The 19311-nt window shown below is 66.2% G+C and carries 22 protein-coding genes and 1 tRNA gene; 12 read left to right on the top strand and 11 right to left on the bottom strand.

Features of this window, described 5'->3' with window-relative positions; translation table 11 throughout:
* Nucleotides 1-87: 87 nt before the first annotated feature.
* The 3 genes from HZF05_RS02145 (at nucleotide 88) to HZF05_RS02135 (ending at nucleotide 1952) form a co-directional block, all read left to right on the top strand.
* Complete coding sequence (locus tag HZF05_RS02145; RefSeq protein ID WP_220129652.1) at nucleotides 88-648, top strand: sigma-70 family RNA polymerase sigma factor; 561 nt, start codon at nucleotides 88-90, stop codon at nucleotides 646-648.
* Complete coding sequence (locus HZF05_RS02140; protein WP_160364965.1) at nucleotides 645-1346, top strand: anti-sigma factor; 702 nt, start codon at nucleotides 645-647, stop codon at nucleotides 1344-1346. Before HZF05_RS02145 ends, HZF05_RS02140 begins: the two co-directional genes overlap by 4 nt.
* A gap of 63 nt (nucleotides 1347-1409) precedes the next feature.
* On the top strand, nucleotides 1410-1952 hold the full coding sequence (locus tag HZF05_RS02135; RefSeq protein ID WP_160364964.1) for a peroxiredoxin: 543 nt from the start codon (nucleotides 1410-1412) through the stop codon (nucleotides 1950-1952).
* Here HZF05_RS02135 and HZF05_RS02130 read toward each other — a convergent pair whose 3' ends face one another.
* The 3 genes from HZF05_RS02130 to HZF05_RS02120 are packed head-to-tail and all read right to left on the bottom strand — an operon-like array spanning nucleotide 1953 to nucleotide 5286.
* Nucleotides 1953-3176 carry an SAM-dependent methyltransferase gene (locus HZF05_RS02130; protein ID WP_160364963.1) on the bottom strand — a complete coding sequence of 408 codons (1224 nt, stop codon included), beginning with the start codon at nucleotides 3174-3176 and terminating at the stop codon, nucleotides 1953-1955.
* Entirely contained in the window at nucleotides 3167-3958 is a 792-nt protein-coding gene (locus HZF05_RS02125) for a DUF1365 domain-containing protein (protein ID WP_160364962.1), read from the bottom strand. Before HZF05_RS02125 ends, HZF05_RS02130 begins: the two co-directional genes overlap by 10 nt.
* Nucleotides 3955-5286: an NAD(P)/FAD-dependent oxidoreductase gene (locus tag HZF05_RS02120; RefSeq protein WP_343046811.1), complete on the bottom strand. Its 1332-nt coding sequence runs from the start codon at nucleotides 5284-5286 to the stop codon at nucleotides 3955-3957. Before HZF05_RS02120 ends, HZF05_RS02125 begins: the two co-directional genes overlap by 4 nt.
* Before the next feature lie 80 nt (nucleotides 5287-5366).
* Here HZF05_RS02120 and HZF05_RS02115 point away from each other — a divergent pair, with 80 nt between their 5' ends.
* Genes HZF05_RS02115 through HZF05_RS02105 form a run of 3 tightly spaced genes read left to right on the top strand, consistent with a single transcriptional unit; the run spans nucleotide 5367 to nucleotide 7782 of the window.
* The gene (locus tag HZF05_RS02115) at nucleotides 5367-6203 is read left to right on the top strand and encodes a DUF1295 domain-containing protein (protein ID WP_220129651.1); all 837 of its coding nucleotides are present in this window, start codon (nucleotides 5367-5369) and stop codon (nucleotides 6201-6203) included.
* Nucleotides 6200-7234: an SAM-dependent methyltransferase gene (locus HZF05_RS02110; RefSeq protein ID WP_160364961.1), complete on the top strand. Its 1035-nt coding sequence runs from the start codon at nucleotides 6200-6202 to the stop codon at nucleotides 7232-7234. Before HZF05_RS02115 ends, HZF05_RS02110 begins: the two co-directional genes overlap by 4 nt.
* Complete coding sequence (locus HZF05_RS02105) at nucleotides 7231-7782, top strand: hypothetical protein (RefSeq protein WP_160364960.1); 552 nt, start codon at nucleotides 7231-7233, stop codon at nucleotides 7780-7782. The genes HZF05_RS02110 and HZF05_RS02105 overlap by 4 nt, the downstream gene beginning before the upstream one ends.
* On the opposite strand, the gene HZF05_RS02100 is transcribed toward HZF05_RS02105, so the two are convergent.
* The 4 genes from HZF05_RS02100 to HZF05_RS02085 form a co-directional block, all read right to left on the bottom strand.
* A complete protein-coding gene (locus HZF05_RS02100) occupies nucleotides 7748-8161 on the bottom strand; it encodes a DUF2177 family protein (protein WP_220129650.1) in 414 nt (137 codons plus the stop codon). The genes HZF05_RS02105 and HZF05_RS02100 overlap by 35 nt on opposite strands.
* Before the next feature lie 7 nt (nucleotides 8162-8168).
* On the bottom strand, nucleotides 8169-8642 hold the full coding sequence (locus HZF05_RS02095; RefSeq protein ID WP_160364959.1) for a DUF3617 family protein: 474 nt from the start codon (nucleotides 8640-8642) through the stop codon (nucleotides 8169-8171).
* Between the two features lie 84 nt (nucleotides 8643-8726).
* On the bottom strand, nucleotides 8727-9140 hold the full coding sequence (locus HZF05_RS02090; protein WP_246331457.1) for a DoxX family protein: 414 nt from the start codon (nucleotides 9138-9140) through the stop codon (nucleotides 8727-8729).
* The gene (locus tag HZF05_RS02085) at nucleotides 9137-10714 is read right to left on the bottom strand and encodes a TIGR00341 family protein (RefSeq protein WP_160364957.1); all 1578 of its coding nucleotides are present in this window, start codon (nucleotides 10712-10714) and stop codon (nucleotides 9137-9139) included. The genes HZF05_RS02090 and HZF05_RS02085 overlap by 4 nt, the downstream gene beginning before the upstream one ends.
* A 273-nt stretch (nucleotides 10715-10987) precedes the next feature.
* Between HZF05_RS02085 and HZF05_RS02080 the strand changes: the two genes are divergently transcribed.
* Nucleotides 10988-11061, top strand: a tRNA-Gly gene (locus HZF05_RS02080).
* Between the two features lie 68 nt (nucleotides 11062-11129).
* Nucleotides 11130-12392 (top strand): TCR/Tet family MFS transporter, encoded by a 1263-nt coding sequence (locus HZF05_RS02075; RefSeq protein WP_160364956.1) that lies wholly within the window; start codon nucleotides 11130-11132, stop codon nucleotides 12390-12392.
* On the opposite strand, the gene HZF05_RS02070 is transcribed toward HZF05_RS02075, so the two are convergent.
* Entirely contained in the window at nucleotides 12389-13147 is a 759-nt protein-coding gene (locus tag HZF05_RS02070; protein ID WP_160364955.1) for a competence/damage-inducible protein A, read from the bottom strand. The two genes, HZF05_RS02075 and HZF05_RS02070, sit on opposite strands and share 4 nt — an antisense overlap.
* Before the next feature lie 47 nt (nucleotides 13148-13194).
* Here HZF05_RS02070 and map point away from each other — a divergent pair, with 47 nt between their 5' ends.
* Together map and HZF05_RS02060 are read left to right on the top strand one after the other, a co-directional pair.
* Nucleotides 13195-14022 (top strand): type I methionyl aminopeptidase, encoded by an 828-nt coding sequence (gene map / locus HZF05_RS02065; RefSeq protein ID WP_160365238.1) that lies wholly within the window; start codon nucleotides 13195-13197, stop codon nucleotides 14020-14022.
* Between the two features lie 20 nt (nucleotides 14023-14042).
* Complete coding sequence (locus HZF05_RS02060; protein WP_160364954.1) at nucleotides 14043-14579, top strand: peroxiredoxin; 537 nt, start codon at nucleotides 14043-14045, stop codon at nucleotides 14577-14579.
* Here HZF05_RS02060 and HZF05_RS02055 read toward each other — a convergent pair.
* The 3 genes from HZF05_RS02055 to HZF05_RS02045 form a co-directional block, all read right to left on the bottom strand.
* Complete coding sequence (locus tag HZF05_RS02055; RefSeq protein ID WP_160364953.1) at nucleotides 14576-15262, bottom strand: endonuclease V; 687 nt, start codon at nucleotides 15260-15262, stop codon at nucleotides 14576-14578. The genes HZF05_RS02060 and HZF05_RS02055 overlap by 4 nt on opposite strands.
* Nucleotides 15259-16380, bottom strand: coding sequence for a hypothetical protein (locus HZF05_RS02050; protein WP_160364952.1), 1122 nt, complete (start codon nucleotides 16378-16380; stop codon nucleotides 15259-15261). Before HZF05_RS02050 ends, HZF05_RS02055 begins: the two co-directional genes overlap by 4 nt.
* A 105-nt stretch (nucleotides 16381-16485) precedes the next feature.
* On the bottom strand, nucleotides 16486-17247 hold the full coding sequence (locus tag HZF05_RS02045; RefSeq protein ID WP_160364951.1) for a phosphocholine cytidylyltransferase family protein: 762 nt from the start codon (nucleotides 17245-17247) through the stop codon (nucleotides 16486-16488).
* Between the two features lie 209 nt (nucleotides 17248-17456).
* Between HZF05_RS02045 and HZF05_RS02040 the strand changes: the two genes are divergently transcribed.
* Together HZF05_RS02040 and glnA are read left to right on the top strand one after the other, a co-directional pair.
* Nucleotides 17457-17795, top strand: coding sequence for a P-II family nitrogen regulator (locus tag HZF05_RS02040; protein WP_022688254.1), 339 nt, complete (start codon nucleotides 17457-17459; stop codon nucleotides 17793-17795).
* Nucleotides 17796-17834: 39 nt separating this feature from the next.
* Nucleotides 17835-19247 (top strand): type I glutamate--ammonia ligase, encoded by a 1413-nt coding sequence (gene glnA, locus HZF05_RS02035; protein ID WP_160364950.1) that lies wholly within the window; start codon nucleotides 17835-17837, stop codon nucleotides 19245-19247.
* Nucleotides 19248-19311 lie beyond the last annotated feature (64 nt).

Below are 19311 nucleotides of genomic sequence, written 5' to 3'. Positions count from 1 at the left end.
CAAAGTCCTGCATTCCCTTGCCAGCCGCTGAGGCTGCTCTAGTCTGCCTCTTGTCGAGCTACGAAGCTCGTCTCGCTATGGATGCGCATGAGCTCGACAAGTTCCGACAGCGACGCCGCGAATCTTGCCGCAACGCTCCGCCGGGTCGCTGCCGGGGACCGGGCGGCTTTCGAGGATGTCTATCGCCGCACCTCGGTGAAGCTATTCGGCGTCTGCCTGCGTATCTTGCCCGTGAGACAGGAAGCGGAAGAGGCGTTGCAGGAAGCCTATCTCTCGGTGTGGCGACGGGCCGGCACGTTCGACGTGGCGAAGGGAAGCGCGATGACCTGGCTTATCACGCTGACGCGCAATCGTGCGGTCGATCGTCTGCGAAGCGGTGGCAAGGTAGCTACGGCACCGATCGAACTGGCCGATGATGTCCCAGATCCCACGCCGCCCGCCTCGACCCTGCTGGAGATCGGAGAGGACCAGCAGCGGCTCGCCTATTGCCTGGGCACGCTGGACGGTGGTGACGCGGGCCTGATCCGCACCGCCTTCTTCGAAGGCTCGACCTATGCCGAACTCGCCAGCCGCGCAGCGACGCCGCTCGGCACGATCAAGAGTCGGATCCGGCGCGCGTTGCTCAAGCTCAAGGACTGTCTGTCATGAGCGTAGCGCTACCCGAGGACGATGAACTGCTCGCCGCGGAGCTGGCTTTCGGATTGCTCGATCCGCCGGAGCGCCAAGCAGTCGAGGCTCGGCTGGGGTCGGATGACGCGTTCGCAGACGCCCATAAACGCTGGCAAGGCTATGCAGCGGCGCTATTCGATCATCCCGGCGAAGCGCCCAGTGCGTCGGTGTGGCGCGCGATCGAAGCGCGCCTGCCGGCGAATGATATCGCGCCAACCACTCCCGCGTCGCTGCGATGGTGGAAGGCCGGGACGCTGGTTGCCAGCGCCGCCGCCGTCGTGCTGGGTGTAGTAGCGGTCCAGAAGCCGCAGACGGTCATCGAGCGCGTTCCCGTCGCGCAGCAGGCCTCCGCGCCGATGGTAGCGGTGCTGACCGGCAAGAAGGGCTTCGTGACGGTCAGCTTTGATCCCGCCAGCAACCGCATGACATCTGCAGTCACCGGGCTCGATCTGGGCGCGCATTCGCCCGAGTTGTGGGTCATCCCGGCCGACGGCAAGCCGCGTTCGATGGGCGTGATGAACGCCTCCGCGCCAGGCTGGGCCAAGGTGCCGGCCCTGGCCTCCTCCGTGATGGCGGCAGGCGTCACGATCGCCGTCTCGGTCGAGCCCGTAGGCGGCTCGCCGACTGGCCAGCCGACCGGCCCCGTAATCCTGACCGGCAAGCTGACGACGGCCTGACCGGCGATGCATCCCGTTCGGGCGCCTGAGCGTATCTCGATGAAGAACGGCAGGAGATACGATATGATCAGGATCATCGCGGCGGCCATCGGCACCCTCGCATTATCGGCCTGCTCACCAGGAAAAGCGGCGCTTCCCGTCGGTGCCACCGCGCCGGACTTCACTACGCAGGCCAGCCTCGCCGGCAAGCCCTTCCCCTTTCACCTTGCCGATGCGCTGAGGAAGGGACCGGTCGTCCTCTATTTCTACCCGGCCGCCTTCACCAGCGGCTGCACCGTCGAGGCGCACGATTTCGCCGAGGCGACCGATGCTTTCAAGGCGCTGGGCGCGACCGTGATCGGCGTGTCAGGCGACGATATCGACAAGCTCAACCGTTTCTCGGTCAGCGAATGCCGCAACAAGTTCGCCGTCGCCTCCGCGGACGGCAAGCTCATATCGGAATACAAGGTGAAGCTGCCGGTGCTCGCCCGCTCCAACCGTACCAGCTATGTGATCGCGCCGGACGGCAAGGTAATCTTCGCCTATTCCGCGATGGACCCGGCCGGCCATGTCGAGAAGACGATGGCAGTGGTGAAGGCATGGCGAGCTGCGCACCCCGCGGGGTGATCAGGTCGGTTCGAGAACGTAGAGGCCGACATCGATCGTGCCGGTGCGGAAGCCCGCCTCGCAATAGCTGAGATAATAGTCCCAGAGACGCCGGAAATCGGCATCGAAGCCAAGGGCCGCGACCTTCGGCCAAGCCGCATCGAAGCGGCCGCGCCATTCGGCAAGTGTATCGGCATAACCTTCACCGAACGTCTCGGACGTCGCGACGGCGAAGCCGGCACGTTCTGCTTGATCCGCCAGGATAGCCTGCGTCGGCAGCATCCCGCCGGGGAAGATGTAGCGCTGGATGAAATCGGGGCTGCGTTTGTAGGAGTTGAAGCGATCCTCGCGAATGGTGATGGCCTGCAGCACAACCCTGCCGCCGGGCCTGAGACAATCGCGGAGTTTCCCGAAATAGGCCGGCCAATAGGACTCGCCGACAGCTTCCAGCATCTCGATCGAGACGATGCGATCGTAGCGTGCCTGCTCCTCGCGATAGTCCTGAAGCCGCAGATCGACGCGGTCGGAGAGACTTGTGGAGGCGAACTGCTCTCGCGCATAGGCAAGCTGCTCGACCGACAGCGTGAGTCCCGTGACGCTGCGGGATTGCTCCGCCAGCCTCGCCGCCAGTGCTCCCCATCCACAGCCGATCTCCAGAACGTCTTCATCGCCGCCAAGCGACAGCAATTCGGCGATGCGATCGAGCTTTTCGCCTTGCGCTGCTTCCAGTGACTGGCCGGGCGCGATCCGGCACGCCGAGGAATAGGTCATACTCTCGTCGAGCCAGAGCCGGTAGAAATCGTTGCCGAGATCATAGTGGAAGGCGATGTTGCGGCGGCTGCCGTTCGCGGAATTGCGCTTGAGCGCGTGACCGAGCTGGCGCCAAAGCCGGACCGGCCAGAAACCGTCCGTCGTCCGGTCGAGGCGTGAGACATTCTCCGCCGCCATCGCGATCAGCGCGGTCAGGTCAGGGCTGGACCAGTCGCCGGCGATAAACCCCTCCGCAAAACCGACATCGCCGCGCGTAAGGAGGCGCCGAAGGGCGCGAAGGTTGCGTAGCTCCATCACCCCGTGCGGTCCCGCCCAGCGGCCGACATGCGCGATTCGCTCGCCCGAGGGCAGGATTACCGTCAGTCGCCCGCATTCGAGATGACGCAGCAACCGCCGGACCAGCCAGGGGCCGGCCTCGGGCGTCGCTTGCGGAAAGGAGACGGCATCGGCCTGCGTCTCGTGACTCAGATGCATGCGGCCTCCTGCGGCGTTTTCACGATGGTGACGGGTTGAATGGGCAGCGCCGGCCGATCTTGCACCGGCACTCCCTTGATCCAGAGCCTGAGCGCTTCCCACAGGATGCCGCCGACAACCTTGAAGGTCAGCAGCGGGTGGGTGGCGAAGGCCCTGAGCAACTGGGCATTAGTCAACGGTCTGCGCGCGGCGCTGTGGACCGCCGTGATGATCGGCCCCTCCCCGTCGGAACCGGTGATGGCAAGGGACAGGCGCTGATCCGGCGGCGTCAGTCGGAAAGCGTAGCGCATGTCCATGCCCATGAAGGGCGAGACGTGGAAATCCTTGGCGCAGCCCTGCCGGACGGTGCCGGCTACCTGCTCGACCGGCAGGAGATAGCTGTGCCGCTGCCCGAAGGTGTTGTTCACCTCATAGAGCACGGCCCGAAGCGCCCCGCCGCTGTCATGGCAGAAATAGACGTTCAGCGGGTTGAACGCGAAGCCGAGGATACGGGGCATGGTGAGAAGCCGGATGGCCCCTCCGCCAAGATCCATGCCCGCGGAGGCGAGATGTCGCTCGACCTGCGCCCGCAGCGGCTCTCGCGTACCGGCAGCATAATCACGATCGTGGAATGAGAAGAGGTTGAACCGACTGCGCGAGAAGACCATCAGCCTCGCCGCCAGCATGTCGATCTCGTCGAGATCGAGCAGCAGCGAGAAGATGCGGTAGCGCAGCCGATGAGATCTTGGCCGCGTCCGGCGGTGCATGACGTGGCCGACGTAGAGGGCGGAGTTGCCCGTCATGCGGCGACCGCCAAGTCGGCCGGTCGCGTGATCTGGATGCGATCGGATTCTCCGTCGACGCTCCACGGCCGCCGCACGCCGCCAAGCTGCTCGGCCACCGCCAGCCCCGCCTGCAACCCGTCCTCGTGGAAGCCCGCACCGAAATAGGCGCCGCAGAACCATGTATTGCGAACGCCCTGTAGCGACCAGAGCTTGGCCTGTGCAGCGCCGGCCGCCGTATCGAAGACCGGATGATCGTAGATATCGCGGCGGTGGACAAGCGACGGATCGGGGGGACGGATCGGATTGAGCGTCACGAACAGGGGATGCGCGTCGGGCAGGCGTTGAAGACGGTTCATCCAGTAGGTGACCGAAAGCGCCGGTGCGCCCGCACCAGCTTCCGACGCATAGTTCCAGCTCGACCAGACACGGCGGCGCCTGGGCATCAGCGACGGGTCGGAGTGCAGCACCGCCTCGTTGCGGCGATAGCCGAAAGCGCCGAGAATGCGATGCTCGCGGGCATCGGCATCGCCCAGCATCGCCAGCGCCTGATCGGCATGGGTGGCGATCACGACATGATCGAAACGCTCCGCGCCACCGCCGACGTCGATCTCCACGCCACCCGGCAGACGCCGGATACGCCGAACGCGCTTCGCCATTGAAATCCGATCCGCGAAGGACCGGGTAAGCCGCGCAACATACTCCCGGCTGCCGCCATCGACCGTCCTCCAGACGGGACGGCGGCCGAGCTTGAGGAGCCCGTGATTTTCGCAGAAGCGGACGAAGGCGGCGGCCGGGTAATCCGGAATGTCGCCGACCGGCGTCGACCAGATCGCCGCCGCCATCGGATAGAGGTGATCGTCGCGGAACGCCGCGCCGCACCCCAGGCCATCCAGGTAATCGCCGAGCCCGACCGACCCCATGCTCGACAGATCGCGCGGTGCGCGCCGGTAGAAGCGCTCGAGATCGCGCAGCATCGACCAGAAGCGAGGGCTCGCGAGGTTGCGGCGCTGGGCGAACAGGCCACCGAGATCCGTGCCGGAGTATTCGAGGCGCCCACGATCGAGCGAAACCGCGAAGGTCATCTCGGTCGGCTTGGTCGGCACGTCGAGGTGGCGAAACAGCGCCGTCAGGTTCGGGTAGGTCTGCTCGTTATAGACGATGAAGCCGGTGTCGACAGGTGTGCCCCCCGCCATCACCGTATGGCTATGGCCGCCGATCCGATCGTCCGCCTCGAACAGCGTGACGCGATGGCGCTGCGACAGCAGCCACGCCGCCGACAGGCCGGCAATGCCGCTGCCGACCACCGCAATATCGAGCGTCCCGTCGGCCTGCATGATGTTCCGCACCCTCTCTCGATCGGTTCCTGAAAGAGCTACGGAGCGACGCCGGATTTGGATGAGCGTAAAATCGGCGGCATCCTAAATTCATGACCGCCCGTATCTCTGGCATGGGCCCCGTCATCCTGTCCGCGCTGATCGCCGTCGCGCTCTCGATCGCGATGGCCGGCGCATGGGCGATCGCCCGCAAACCCGGCCGATCGGGCTGGACCGACGTGATCTGGTCCTACGCGATAGGGGTGGCCGGCGTCGTCGTAGCTCTGGCGCCGATCGACGGGCCGCCGGGCAAGCGGCAATGGCTGGTGGCGGTGCTGGTAGGCGGTTGGTCGTTGCGGCTGGGTACGCACATCGCGCTCAGGACGAAGGGCGCCCACGACGACCCACGCTACGCCGAGTTGCGCCATGAATGGGGGGATCGGTTCGACCGGCGCCTCTTCGGCTTCCTCCAGATCCAGGCGATCGCGGCGTGGCTGCTTTCGGCATCGATCCTCGTTGCGGCCCGCAATCCGGCGCCCGCATTCGGTTTGAGCGACGGCGCTGGTGCCGCCATCCTGCTTGCGGCGGTCATCGGCGAGGCCGTAGCAGACGCGCAACTCAGCAGCTTCCGCACCAATCCCGCCAACCGGCGCCGTGTCTGCGATCAAGGGCTATGGGGTCTGTCGCGCCATCCCAACTATTTCTTCGAATGGCTCGGCTGGGTGGCCTACGCGGTGATCGCCGTCGGGCCCGACGGGCGCTTCGGCTGGGGCTGGCTCGCGCTGAGCGGCCCGGCCTTCATGTACTGGCTGCTCGTGCATGTATCCGGCATCCCGCCGCTCGAAGCGCACATGCTGCGCTCGCGGGGGGAAGCCTTCCGCGCGACGCAGCGGCGCATCCGCGCTTTCTGGCCCATCCCCAAATCCCGCACCGAAGAGGATCGCCCATGAACCCGATCGCAGCCGCCATCCGTGCCGTCGAGGCGACACCGTTGCCCGATGCCGTGACGCGCGCCGGTGTCGAATTCCTGGTCGGCACGCGCCGGCGCAGCCTCGCTTCGGCCCAAGACAACGACGCCGCCTTCGCGCGCGCCATGGCCGATCATCCGATCGCCGAGCACGCCGACACCGCCAACGAGCAGCATTACGAGCTGCCGCCGCGCTTCTTCGAGCTGACGCTTGGGCCACGTCGCAAATATAGCTGCTGCCTCTATCCGACCGGCCACGAGACGCTGGCCGAGGCCGAGATCCTCGCGCTCGAGGAGACGATCGCCCATGCCGGGCTCGCCGATGGCCAGACGATCCTCGAACTCGGCTGCGGCTGGGGCTCGCTGACCCTGTTCATGGCGGCGCGCTTCCCGCGCTCACGGATCGTCGCTGTGTCGAACTCCGCCCCACAGCGGCGCCATATCGAGGCGCTAGCGGAGGCGGCCGGCCTCACCAATCTCCTCGTCGTCACCGCCGACATGAACGACTTCCAGTCGACCGGCACCTTCGACCGGATCGTCTCGGTCGAGATGTTCGAGCATATGTCCAACTGGAAGGCGCTGCTCGACCGTGCGCGGGGCTGGCTCAATCCGGTGGGCCGGATGTTCCTCCATGTGTTCAGCCACCGGAGCCAGCCCTATCGCTTCGACAAGGCGGACCAGACCGACTGGATCGCGCAGCATTTCTTCACCGGCGGCATCATGCCCAGCCACGGCCTGATCGGGCATTTCCCGGAATGCTTCGAGATCGAGGAGCAATGGCGCTGGAACGGCGGGCACTACCAGCGCACCGCCGAGCAATGGCTCGCCCGCTTCGATGCCAATCGCACGGAGGTCGATGCCGTCCTGCGCGAGGTCTATGGTGATCAGGCGAAGCTGTGGCGCCGTCGCTGGCGCCTCTTCTATCTCGCGACCGCCGGCCTGTTCGGCCATGCGGGCGGCGAGGAATGGGGCGTGAGCCATTATCGCCTGCGACCGGTCGCCGATCCCGCGTGAACCCGCTCCGTTACCTCGGCGACTATGCCGCGCATCCCGATCCCCTGACGGCGGCGTGCAACCGAATCGCGCTGTTGGTGGCATCGAACCAGCCTTTCTACCCGCTCTATCTGTGGTGGATCGTCGGCGGAGACTGGCGGGTGGCCTGCTGGACCTTCCTCTCGACGCCCTTCTTCGCCGCCGTGCCCGCTATGGCCCGCCGAAACGCGCTCGCCGGCCGGGCGATGCTGCCGCTCACCGGCATCGCCAACGGTATCCTGAGCGCCAAGGCGTTCGGCGAGGCGTCGGATGTGGAGCTGTTTCTGATCCCGTGCGGCCTTATCGCGTGCCTTGCGTTTCGACGCCACGAATGGCGGATTGGCGCCGTGTTGTTGGCCGTGACCGTCCTTGTCGGCCTGCTGCACGGCCATTACGGCACACCGCTCGGGCGCTTCGACGCATCCGAATACGCTCACTTCCTGCGGCTGAACGCGACGAGCGTGGTCGCGTTGTCCGCGGTGATCCTCTGGACCCTCAGCCGCGCGCGAGCACCCAGCGCGCCACGGTGAAGCCGATCATCGCGGCCGTTGCGGTCACGAAACTCCCCCAGCAGAGATCCGCGATCGTAACGGTGGCCGACCAGCCGCGCAGCGTGGCCTGATTGGTGAGGTCGTAGGTCGAATAAGCTACCAACCCGAGCATCGCGCCACGCAGGAGCGCGGTCGTCCATCGTCCTGTCACAAGCGCCGGTGCGACTGCAAAGGTGAGGATACCCGCGAGGTAGATCAGGTAGAAGGCAGCCGCCGGCGCCACGTTGAACCGTTCGAGCAGCAGCGATCCGAGCCTCGGACGATAGAGCCGGCTCGCTGCGAAGCTCAGCCAGATCGAGTCCAGCGCGAGGAAGCTGATCGCGGTCGCAAGGGCCGCCGATATCCATGTCCCGATCATGGGCCGCTCAGGACTTGGCGCAGGCATCGGCGACATGCTTGCCGGTGCCCGTCGTCAGGATACGGACGGGCTTGCCGTTCCGCATGCCGGTGCTGGTCGTCGATATGGTGTAGGATGTCGGCGTGTAGGATCCGCGCGACGCGACGAGCAGCCCGTCAGGAAAGCGCTTGTTGGTGCAGAAGGTATCGAACACCAGCTTTCCGTTCGCCGCCGAGAACGTTCGTAGCTTGCACACGGCCTCATCGTCCGCCGTCAGCAGCGTTTCGGGATGGCTGTTGAGCTGCACGGCGCTGTTGCAGCTCTTTCGGCTGCCGTGGCCCGCGAACATCCGGATCACCCATTCGGGAATACCCGGGACATCCGCCTGGACGAGCCGGGTTTCATGGTTCCATTGCCCGGGCGCGAAGGTCGCTGCGGCAAGGGCCGGGGATGCCGCCAGAATGAGGAAAAAGGGCAGAAGATACCGTTTCCGGATGGGCATCGCTCTCGTCTCCTCGTAACCACGCGCCCTTCACGCGCAGGGAAGATACGGAGAGAGAATCGCGCCGGATGCACACGGACGGTGTCAGCCCGGGTTCGAAGTCCGACGACGCGGCAGGCCACCCGCTGCCAGTGCCCACCAACAGATCAGCGGCTGGACGAACAATCTGGGATAATGATACGCCCAGCCGAGACCCGTGCCGGTTGACAGATCATGGACCGCATGGAGGATGTTCACCGGATAGACGCAGAGCGCGTAGAGCGCGAGCATGACACCGGCCAGCGCGCGAACGCGCGGCACGAACAGGCCGATCACCCCGACGATCTCGGCGATCCCCGTCAGCATGATGACCGCATGAGGATAAGGCACCGGCGATGGCATCATCGGCGCGAAGAAGCCCGGCCGCGAGAGATGGATCAGTCCTGCCAACACGAAAAGCGGCGCGATCGTCAGCCGCGCGATATCGGCACCGGAATAGGCCATTCGCAACCGCTTCATTCCGGCATGCCCTGCTGCAACCGCATGGTAGCGTTGTTGCCTGAAACCTTGGCAGCCACGACCGTTAAGCCCAGCCTGCGCAGCGCACCGGCAACTGCGGCCGCACGGCGCTGCCCAAGATTTGGCCTCTCCGGATGCGGCTCGGTCAGGCCCGGCACCGCGAGCGCCGGCCAATTCCAGCGTTGTGCGGCCCAAGTATCGATCCTTAGCGCCGCTTGTGCTCCATCATCGAGGGCATCGACATTCTGGGCGAAGCCGATATCGGAGAGAGCAAGCCCCGACGGAGGGACGACGAATATCGTCCAACCCGGCGCCTGCGCGCCGACCCGCGCCTCCAGCGCCTGATAGGCTGCAAGAGAGGCTCCAGGCAGCGGATGCGCCGCCGCGATCGCCCGCCGGGCGTCCCGATCGATCGTGATCGTCCCCGGATCGACGCCGGCGGCGACGGCAAGCAGGTGCGAGATCTCGGTCCCTTCCTCGCGGATCCGTTGCTGCTCCTGCGCTTGCGCGAATGCGGCCTTCTCCTGATCGAGCGCGGCCGAGGCCGGATCGACGAGCACCTGGTCGGCGCGCAGCGTAACCGGTTGCTTCAGCTTCGCCTGCAATCTCTCGGCTAGCACCACCGTCCGCAGAGCCTTCGATTTGGGCACGATGATGACCGCCCGCACCGCGATCGGATCGGCCTCGTAATCGATATCGAGCTGCGTCACGCGCGCTTCGCGGGCGAAGCTGGAGGCGAGCACGCCGCGCACCTGCGTCGCGATCACCGCCTCGCGCGCGATGCGGTCGAGTGAGATGGCGAGCGGGATCGCCATCAGCACGAAGACGGTTAGCAGCAACGCAGTCTGGAGCCAGCTCTGCTGGCTGGAGAGCCGGTGTCCGAAGCCATAGAGCCGTGCCATGATCGTTGCCGAGAGCGCGATCGTCACGAAGTTAGTGCCGAACAAGGCGAAGGCGCCTCCCGCAATCGACAGGTTGGCCGTGGCGAGGCCATAGCCGACCGTCGCGAGCGGCGGCATCAGTGCGGTTGCGATGGCCACGCCGACGATCGTCTCGCCGCGCCCACGGATCAGCGCGAAAGCACCCGCAAGTGCGGAGAAGAGCGCGACCAGCAGGTCGAACAGGTTCGGCCGCGTGCGGGCCAGAATCTCGGCCGTCGCGGCCTTGAGCGGCGAGCAGAGCACAACGAGCCCAGTGAACATCACCGCCAACGCTGCTGAAACGACTAGCGCCGTCACCGATCGGCGCATCTCTTTGAAGTCGAACAAGGCGAGGCTGAAGCCCAGCCCCATGATCGGTCCCATCAGCGGCGAGATCAGCATCGCTCCGATCACCACCGCCGGGGAAGACAGCAGCAGGCCCAGCACGGCGATGCCGGCCGACATGATCGTCATGAAGGCGAAGCGCGGCGACCAGCCGCTCTCTTCGCAAACCCGTTCGATGACTGCCGCGTGATCGACCGAACCCGAGCCATTGATCCGCCACCAGCGCGCTGTGACGCGAAGCGGCGCCGGAAGGCGGTCGGTCAGTCGGAGGTCGCCATCCTGGGCGGGCGTAGCATCAGTCTCGCGCATGATCTTTTCGTGATGGTCCAGGATTTGGCTTGCAACCCGTTATCGTGCAACGATGAGGAAGACCGTGAGAAACCACCTTCAAGGTCTCTCGGACGCGGAAATCGCGGGCATGATGGGGTGGGGCCCCGAGTGCGTACGAACAATCCGACGAGTCTGCGTTGACGAGGCCAAGGTTGCTGTGGCACTCGGCGAGCGGATTGCGGGCGCGTTTGTAAAGCACGCTGTAAAACGTCTTGGCGATCCGAGCTGGAAATGTATATTTTTCAGTCTCTTGCGGGTGTAGCTCAATGGTAGAGCAGAAGCTTCCCAAGCTTACGACGAGGGTTCGATTCCCTTCACCCGCTCCAGCGGCAATTCACTGAACCTGATGCGTTTCATCGAAGATGGTCGGCCCGATCCGCGCTAGAAGGCGAGTATGACCCGCCCCGGAGAGCCCCCGATCGCGATACCTGCAACCGCCCGGCCCGATCCCGCCCGTGCCGCGCGATTCGTGGCGGCGACGATCTTCATCGATGCGATCGGCTTCGGCATCGTGCTGCCGGTAATGCCCGCACTGGTGATGAAGCTCGATCACGGCACGCTGTCCGATGCGACACGGATCGGCGGGTGGCTGTGGCAGGTGTATGCCGCGATGCAGTTTCTGTGCGGGCCGCTGGTGGGCGGACTGGGCGATCGCTTCGGGCGGCGACCGGTGCTGCTCGGCGCGCTCGGCGGACTGGCGATCGACTATGCCATCGTCGGCTTTTCGCCCACCATCGGCTGGCTGTTCCTCGGCCGCTTCCTGGCCGGCATCTTCGGCGCTTCTTACGGCCCGGCGATGGCGGCGCTCGCCGACATATCGGGCGAGGAAGACCGCGCGAAGGTGTTCGGGTGGATCGGCGCCGCCTTCGGCATCGGCTTCGTCGTCGGCCCGGCAATCGGCGGCCTGCTCGGCGCGCTGGGGCCGCGCGCGCCCTTCTACGCTGCGGCCGCGCTCGCCGCCTGCAATTTCGTCTATGGCCTCACCGTCTTCCCCGAGACGCTGTCGCCCGATCAGCGGCGCTCGCTCGACATCGGGCGGCTGAACCCGCTCGGCGCGCTGCGTGCGCTCGGCCGTGCCGGGGCCGTGCTGCCCTTGCTCGTCGCCTATTTCTTCTGGCAGCTGGCCGGGATGGTCTACCCGGTCACATGGTCCTATTACGCGATCGCCAGCTTCGGCTGGTCGAGCACGCTGGTCGGCGTGTCGCTGGCGATCGCCGGCATAGGGATGGCGATGGGCCAATTGCTGCTGGTCGGACGGATCGTGAAGCGGCTGGGCGAACGGCGAGCGGTGATGTTCGGCGTCACCTGCGCCACCCTGCTCTTCGCGGGCTATGCGGTGATCCGCAACGAATGGGTGGCGTTCTGCCTGCTGCTCTGCACCGCGCTGCAGAGCGTGGTTCAGCCGTCGCTGATGGCGATGATGTCTAAACGCGTCGCGGGGAACCAGCAGGGCGAGCTGCAGGGCATGAACGCCAGCGTAGCGGCGATGGCGGCGATCCTCGGGCCTTTCCTGCTGGCCCAGCCGTTGGCCTATTTTACCGGGCCGCACACGCCCTTCTATTTTCCCGGCGCGGCCTTCGCGGTGTCGACGGTGATGGGTTTCGTGACGATGGCGATCATCGCGATGACGCCGAAGGCGGAGCCGCAGCCAGCCTAGATCCCTCCCGGCACCGTCTCGAAGCCGACATCCGCAAGTTCGGCGGCGAGATCGGCCGCGCATCGTTCCAGCCCGTCCGCCTCGGTGGAGCGGATCACGAAGTTCGCGCCGACCTTGCCCTCGCGGAAGAAGGGGTAGCTGCCGATCTGACAGCCCTCGTGGGTCCTCTCGGCGTGGCGCAGGATGTCGGCCACCTCGCTCTCGGGAACCCAGCAGCCGAGCGTCGTGGAGAGCAATGGCTTGCCGCCCGGAAGCGTGCCGGTCAGCGCGTCGATCATCTGGCCGGCGATATGCGGTACACCGGCGAGGATGAAGATATTGTCGAGCCGGATGCCGGGCGCGCCTGAGATGCGGTTCTCGATCAGGCTGGCGCCCGCCGGCACGCGGGCCATGCGCAGCCGCGCCTCGGTGAGACCGCCGCGCGATCCGTAATAATTCTCCAGCACCTGCCGCGCGCGGGGATGCACCTCGACGCCGAGGCCGTAGGCGGCGGCGATCGCGTCCACCGTGATGTCGTCGTGAGTGGGACCGATGCCGCCGGTGGTGAAGCAGTAGTCGTTGCGACCCGCCAGCGTCGTCACGGCCTCGGCGATCGCGGCCATGTCGTCGGCGACGACGCGCACCTCCCTCAGGCGGATGCCCTGGAGGTTCAGCCACAGGCCGATCTGGGCGACGTTCCTGTCCTGCGTCCGGCCCGAGAGGATTTCGTCGCCGATCACCACGATGCCGGCGGTCCAGATGCGCGTGTCGTCCATCGCGGGCCGCCATAGCGCGGACGCCCGACAAGCGCTATATGGCGCGGATGACCCAGTATATCACCGTGACCGCCGACGACCCGATCGAGCGCGATGGCGCGATCAAGCTCTATGACGAGACCGCCTTCGAGGGCATGCACGCCGCCGGCCAGCTCGCCGCTTCGATCCTCGATGCGCTGGTGCCGCATGTCGTGCCCGGCGTCACCACCGAGGCGCTCGACGACATCGTGCGGCGCATGACGCTGGATGCGGGCGCGGTGCCCGGCACGCTCGGCTATCGTGGCTTCACCAAGAGCTGCTGCACCTCGATCAACCACGTCGTGTGCCACGGCATCCCCGGCGACAAGACGCTGAAGGACGGCGACATCGTCAATATCGACGTGACTCCGGTGCTGGACGGCTGGCACGGCGACACCAGTCGCATGTTCCTGGTCGGCAACGTGCCGATCAAGGCGAAGCGGCTGGTCGACGTGACCTACGAATGCCTGATGCTCGGCATCGAGCAGGCGAGGCCCGGCAATCGCCTCGGCGACATCAGCCACGCAATCCAGGCCCATGCCGAGAAGCATCGCTACGGCGTGGTACGCGATTTCTGCGGGCACGGCGTCGGTCGCGTGTTCCACGATGCGCCCGAGGTGGTGCATGTCGGCCGCCCCGGCAGCGGGCCGGAGCTGAAGCCCGGCATGATCTTCACGATCGAGCCGATGATCAACATCGGCCGACCCGACGTGAAGATGCTGGACGACGGCTGGACGGCGGTGACGCGCGACCGCTCGCTCTCGGCACAATTTGAACATTCGATCGGCATCACTGAAACCGGATGCCGCATCTTCACGAAGAGTCCTGCGGGGCTGGATCATCCGCCCTACGCCTGATCTCTCTCGGAGTGCCCAGAATGAAGTTCAGCCTGTACCCGGCCGCCGCCGCCCTCGCCTTCTGCGCCGCGCCGGCTTTCGCCGCGCTGTCGGTGGGCGCCGATGCGCCGGAATTCTCGACGCAGGCGAGTCTCGCCGGCAAGGCGATGCCGTTCGATCTCAAGGCCGCGCTCAAGAAGGGGCCGGTGGTGCTCTATTTCTACCCTGCCGCCTTCACGCCGGGCTGCACCGTGGAAGCGCACGACTTCGCTGCCGCCAGCGACGACTTCAAGAAGCTCGGCGCGACGGTGATCGGCATGTCGGCCGATTCGATCGACGTGCTGAACAAATTCTCGACCACCGAATGCCGCAACAAGTTCGCGGTCGGCGCGGCGAGCCCGCAGGTGATCTCCGATTACGACGTAAAGCTCGCCACCACGGCGCGCGCCAACCGCACCAGCTACGTGATCGCGCCCGACGGCAAGGTGATCTTCGCTTACTCGGCGATGGACCCAAGCGGCCACGTCACCGGCACGATGGACGCGGTGAAGCAGTGGAAGGCCGCGCATAAGGGCTAAATGCTGGCATACTCCCGTCGCGCCGCGTTCGCCGCATCGTGGGCGAGGCGCGTCGGGAGCGGCAGGCGGCGGCCTTCGCTCAAGGCCAGCACCCATTCCACCGCCGTCTCCAGCGAGACGCGATGGCCAATCCCGACATAGACAGGCAGCGCCCTCGCCCGCGTCCTGATCGCCATGGCCACCACCTCGCCACGGTCGACAAGCGGCGCGGCCGATCCCGGTTCCTCGCCCAGATCGCCCTCGACACGACCGCACAGGATCGACTTGGCGACCCCGATCGCGGGCACGTCGAGCAACACGCCGAGGTGCGTCGCGATCCCGCAACGGCGCGGGTGCGCGCGGCCATGGCCATCGACGAAGAGAAGGTCTGGTTTTTCCGGAAGAGATTCCCACGCCGCCAGCAAGGCAGGCGCCTCGCGAAAGCCGAGATAGCCCGGCACATAGGCGAAGGGCGGAATGCGGGTGGCGGTCGCGGCGGGCAGCGGCGCCCGTTCGGGCCAGCGCTGCAAAGCGACGGCAGCGTGGATCGGGCCCCTGGAATCGCGCCACTTCATCGAGGTATCGGCACCGGCGATCAGGCGGACGGGGCCGATCCGGTCTCGCGTTTCGCAGGCTTCGGCAATCTCGCGCTGCGCGACAGTGGCTTCGCGCAGCGTCGGCGGATTGAGCCAATCTTCCCTCATTTCAACGCCGCGATCACCGCTCTCGCCGCACGGTGCGCCGCTTCCGGGCTGGCATCCCCCAGCGCATCGGTGGCGAAGCCGCGTTGCTCGGCCTGGTAGCGCGGATGCTCGGCCCGTGCGCGCGCCAGCGCCTCGGGCAGCGCGTCGAGCCGGTCCACGACTTCTCCGCAGGCCCAGAAATCGTGATCATCGGTCGCCCGCCAATCGACGCGCTCCGGGTTCAGGAACACGCACGGGCGCGGGCGCATCAGGAATTCCACCACCTGGCTGGAGGTATCGCCCAGATAGAGGTCGGCCGCGCCCATATAGCTGCCGTCGACCATCGCGAAGCTGTCGAGATCGGTGTGGAGGTGCGGCAGGTGCGCCACCGCCGCCAGCACCTCGCGCACCTCGGGCGCCTTCTCGACGAGCCGCTGGTGCGGCGCAAGGATGACGTTGAGGCGGCCCTGCTGCGCCAGCATGTCTACAATCTGCCGCCCCCACGCCCACCAGGACGAGCGATGGCGCTGCCAGTGCGGAGCGTAAACGATCACCGGCCGATCGTCCGCGAACAGCCTAGGTGGGTGAGCGAGGCCGCGAAATCCGGCCTTCACATACCCGACGACGACGATCCGTTCCGACGGCACGCCGACATCGACCAGCCGCCCCTTTTCGCGCGCGGCTGGCACCAACAGATGATGTGCGGCGCGACGGCGGGGATCGCTGCGCGCCATCATCGAGCCGGCACCGTGCGCCGCCTTGATGAAACGCCGCCGCAGGAACGGCAGCAGGCGGGGCAGCCACAGGCTGGTCTGCTCCGCGCATATCACCGCATCGACGCGGAGCAGGTAGCCTGCGAGGCGAGCCAACATCGGCAGCTTGGCCGGCAGCGGCGGGTTCTCGCCGTGGGTCAGCGCCGGCAGATCCAGAAAGCCGGGCACCCGACGCAGCCGGACGCGGGCCGCGAGTCCCGCATCGCTCAGCCAGCCGGACAGCAGCCCTTCATGCACCGAGGTCGCCACCCAGCATTCGATGTCGAGATCGGGCGCCTCGGCGGCCAGCGCCTCGACGATCGGATAGAGATGCGGGATCAGCAACGTCTCGCCGAGGAACAGGAAGGCGACGCGAGGGGGCTTCATGCGATCCCCCCTACTCCGTTCGGGCTGAGCATGTCGAAGCCCTGCCCTTCCTTTTTCCGTCATCTAGAGAAAGGCAGCGCTTCGACAAGCTCAGTGCGAACGGCCCTAGAGAGCCGCGGCGCTCCCCTCTGGCGGATCGCGCTCGATGTCCCCCGCCCATTTCACGATATCCTCAGGCCGATCGATCTCTGTCCACAGGCCGCCTTCGAACGCGACCGCATGGACCTCGCCTTCGTGCGCCAGCCGATCGACGATCGCGTGATGGAAGCTCTGCGCGCCATCCACCTCGCGGATCACCTTGTCGAGCGCCGCCGCATAACCCTCCTGCCCGTCGCCTGTCACGAAGCCGAGCGAGCGGTGCTTGCCGAGGCTCGGCGGCAGCGCCTTGGAAACGGCCACCACCCTGTCGCCGTCCATCCGCACCAGCATGTCGTCCGGCTCGGGCGCATCGATCGATTCGACGAACAGGTTGAGGCCGGTCTTCACCCGCGCCAGCCCATCCGCCACCAGCGCGGGATCGTACACCGTATCCCCGTTGAGCAGGCAGAAGCGCGCCCCCAGCCGATGCCGCGCCGCCCACACCGATCCGATCGAGCTGGAGATGGCGTAGAAGGGATTGAGCACCAGCTCGGGCCGCTCGTCCTCGACCCAGCGCTCTTCGACGAACGCCTCCAGCCGGTCGAAGCGATAGCCGCCGACCACCGTCACACCGCTCACACCCGCCGCGCGCAGCGCCTCGACCTGATGCTCGAGGATCGTCCGGCCGCCGACCTCGATCAGGCATTTCGGGCGGTCGGCGGTCAGCGGCAACAGCCGCGAGCCGAGTCCCGCGCAGAGCAGAATCGCATGGGGAGCCTGGTCCGTCATGACCGTTGGATTGCACTGCGATTGCGGCCCCATTACGGCTGCGTGACGGCAGAGATTTGCCCAAAAAGCATGCAGGGGAGTCGATTTTTGCTCAGCCTTCGGGCAGACTCGCGAAATGCTGCACATGCGAGCCGCCGCCCGCTTGCGACTCCGCGCATGGCACGCTTATTGAAACCCGTGAGCCGCTCGCGGGGAGGGAGCGCATCCGAATGAAGAAGATCGAAGCGATCATCAAACCGTTCAAGCTGGACGAGGTGAAGGAAGCCCTGCACGAGGTGGGCGTGTCGGGCATCACCGTCACCGAGGCCAAGGGCTTCGGCCGCCAGAAGGGCCATACCGAGCTCTATCGCGGCGCCGAATATGTCGTGGATTTCCTCCCCAAGGTGAAGCTGGAGGTCGTCGTCGACGACGCGCTGGCCGACAAGGTCGTGGAGGCGATCCAGAACGCGGCGCAGACCGGCCGCATCGGCGACGGCAAGATCTTCGTTCTCCCTGTCGACACCGCGATCCGCATCCGCACCGGCGAGCGCGACGCGGACGCCGTCTGAGTTCAACCTTCAAACCAAAGCGGGAAAGGGCACCCCATCATGGCGAACAACGCCTCCGACGTTCTGAAGCTCATCAAGGACAAGGAGATCGAATGGGTCGATCTCCGCTTCACCGATCCCAAGGGCAAGTGGCAGCACCTGACCATGGTCGCCGGCGTGATCGGCGAGGACGAGCTGACCGATGGCCTGATGTTCGACGGCTCCTCGATCGAGGGCTGGAAGGCGATCAACGAGTCCGACATGATCCTGAAGCCGGATCTGGACGCGGTGTGGGTTGATCCCTTCTCGGCCACCCCGATGCTGATCCTGGTGTGCGATATCGTCGAGCCTTCGACCGGCGAGCTCTACGCCCGCGATCCGCGCTCGACCGCCAAGCGCGCCGAGGCGTTCCTGCAGTCGACCGGCATCGGCGACACGATCTATGTCGGCCCCGAGGCCGAGTTCTTCATGTTCGACGACGTGCAGTTCGCCAACACCTATTCGGCGAGCTACTACAAGATCGACGATATCGAGCTGCCGGGCAATTCCGGCCGCGAATATGAGGGCGGCAACCTCGGCCACCGTCCGCGCGCCAAGGGCGGCTATTTCCCGGTCGCGCCGGTCGACTCGGCGGTCGACATCCGCGGCGAGATGGTCTCGACCATGCTCGAAATGGGCTTGCCCTGCGACAAGCACCACCATGAGGTGGCCGCCGCGCAGCACGAGCTCGGCCTGACCTTCGGCACGCTGGTGACCACCGCCGATCGCATGCAGATCTACAAGTATGTCGTGCACCAGGTCGCCCACGCCTACGGCAAGACCGCGACCTTCATGCCGAAGCCGATCAAGGAGGATAACGGCTCGGGCATGCACACCCACATGTCGATCTGGGACGGCGGCAAGCCGCTGTTCGCGGGCGACGGCTATGCCGGCCTCAGCGACATGTGCCTCTACTTCATCGGCGGCGTGATCAAGCACGCCAAGGCGCTCAATGCCTTCACCAACCCGACCACCAACAGCTACAAGCGTCTGGTGCCGGGCTATGAGGCGCCGGTGCTGCTCGCCTATTCGTCGCGCAACCGCTCGGCCTCCTGCCGCATCCCCTACGGCGCGGGCGCCAAGGCAAAGCGCGTCGAGTTCCGCTTCCCGGACGCGCTGGCCAATCCGTATCTCTGCTATGCGGCGCTGCTGATGGCCGGCCTCGACGGGATCGAGAACAAGATCCATCCGGGCGAGTCGATGGACAAGAACCTGTACGACCTGCCGCCGGAAGAGCTGGCCCAGGTCCCGACCGTGTGCGGCTCGCTGCGCGAGGCGCTGAACTCGCTGGAAGCCGATCACGACTTCCTGCTCAAGGGCGGCGTGTTCACCAAGGACCAGATCGAGGCCTATGCCGAGCTGAAGTGGGCCGACGTCGCGCGCTGGGAGATGACCCCGTCGCCGGTCGAGTACGACATGTACTATTCGAGCTGATCTCTTAAGGATCGGAACGACGCTGGGCGCCCCGGGGGAAACCTCGGGGCGCCTTGCTTTTGGG

It is taken from the genome of Sphingomonas chungangi, from assembly GCF_013778325.1.
Classification (GTDB): Bacteria; Pseudomonadota; Alphaproteobacteria; order Sphingomonadales; family Sphingomonadaceae; genus Solisphingomonas; species Solisphingomonas chungangi.
Note: the sequence above shows the minus strand (reverse complement) of the source record. Positions and strands in the feature narration are given on the sequence as shown.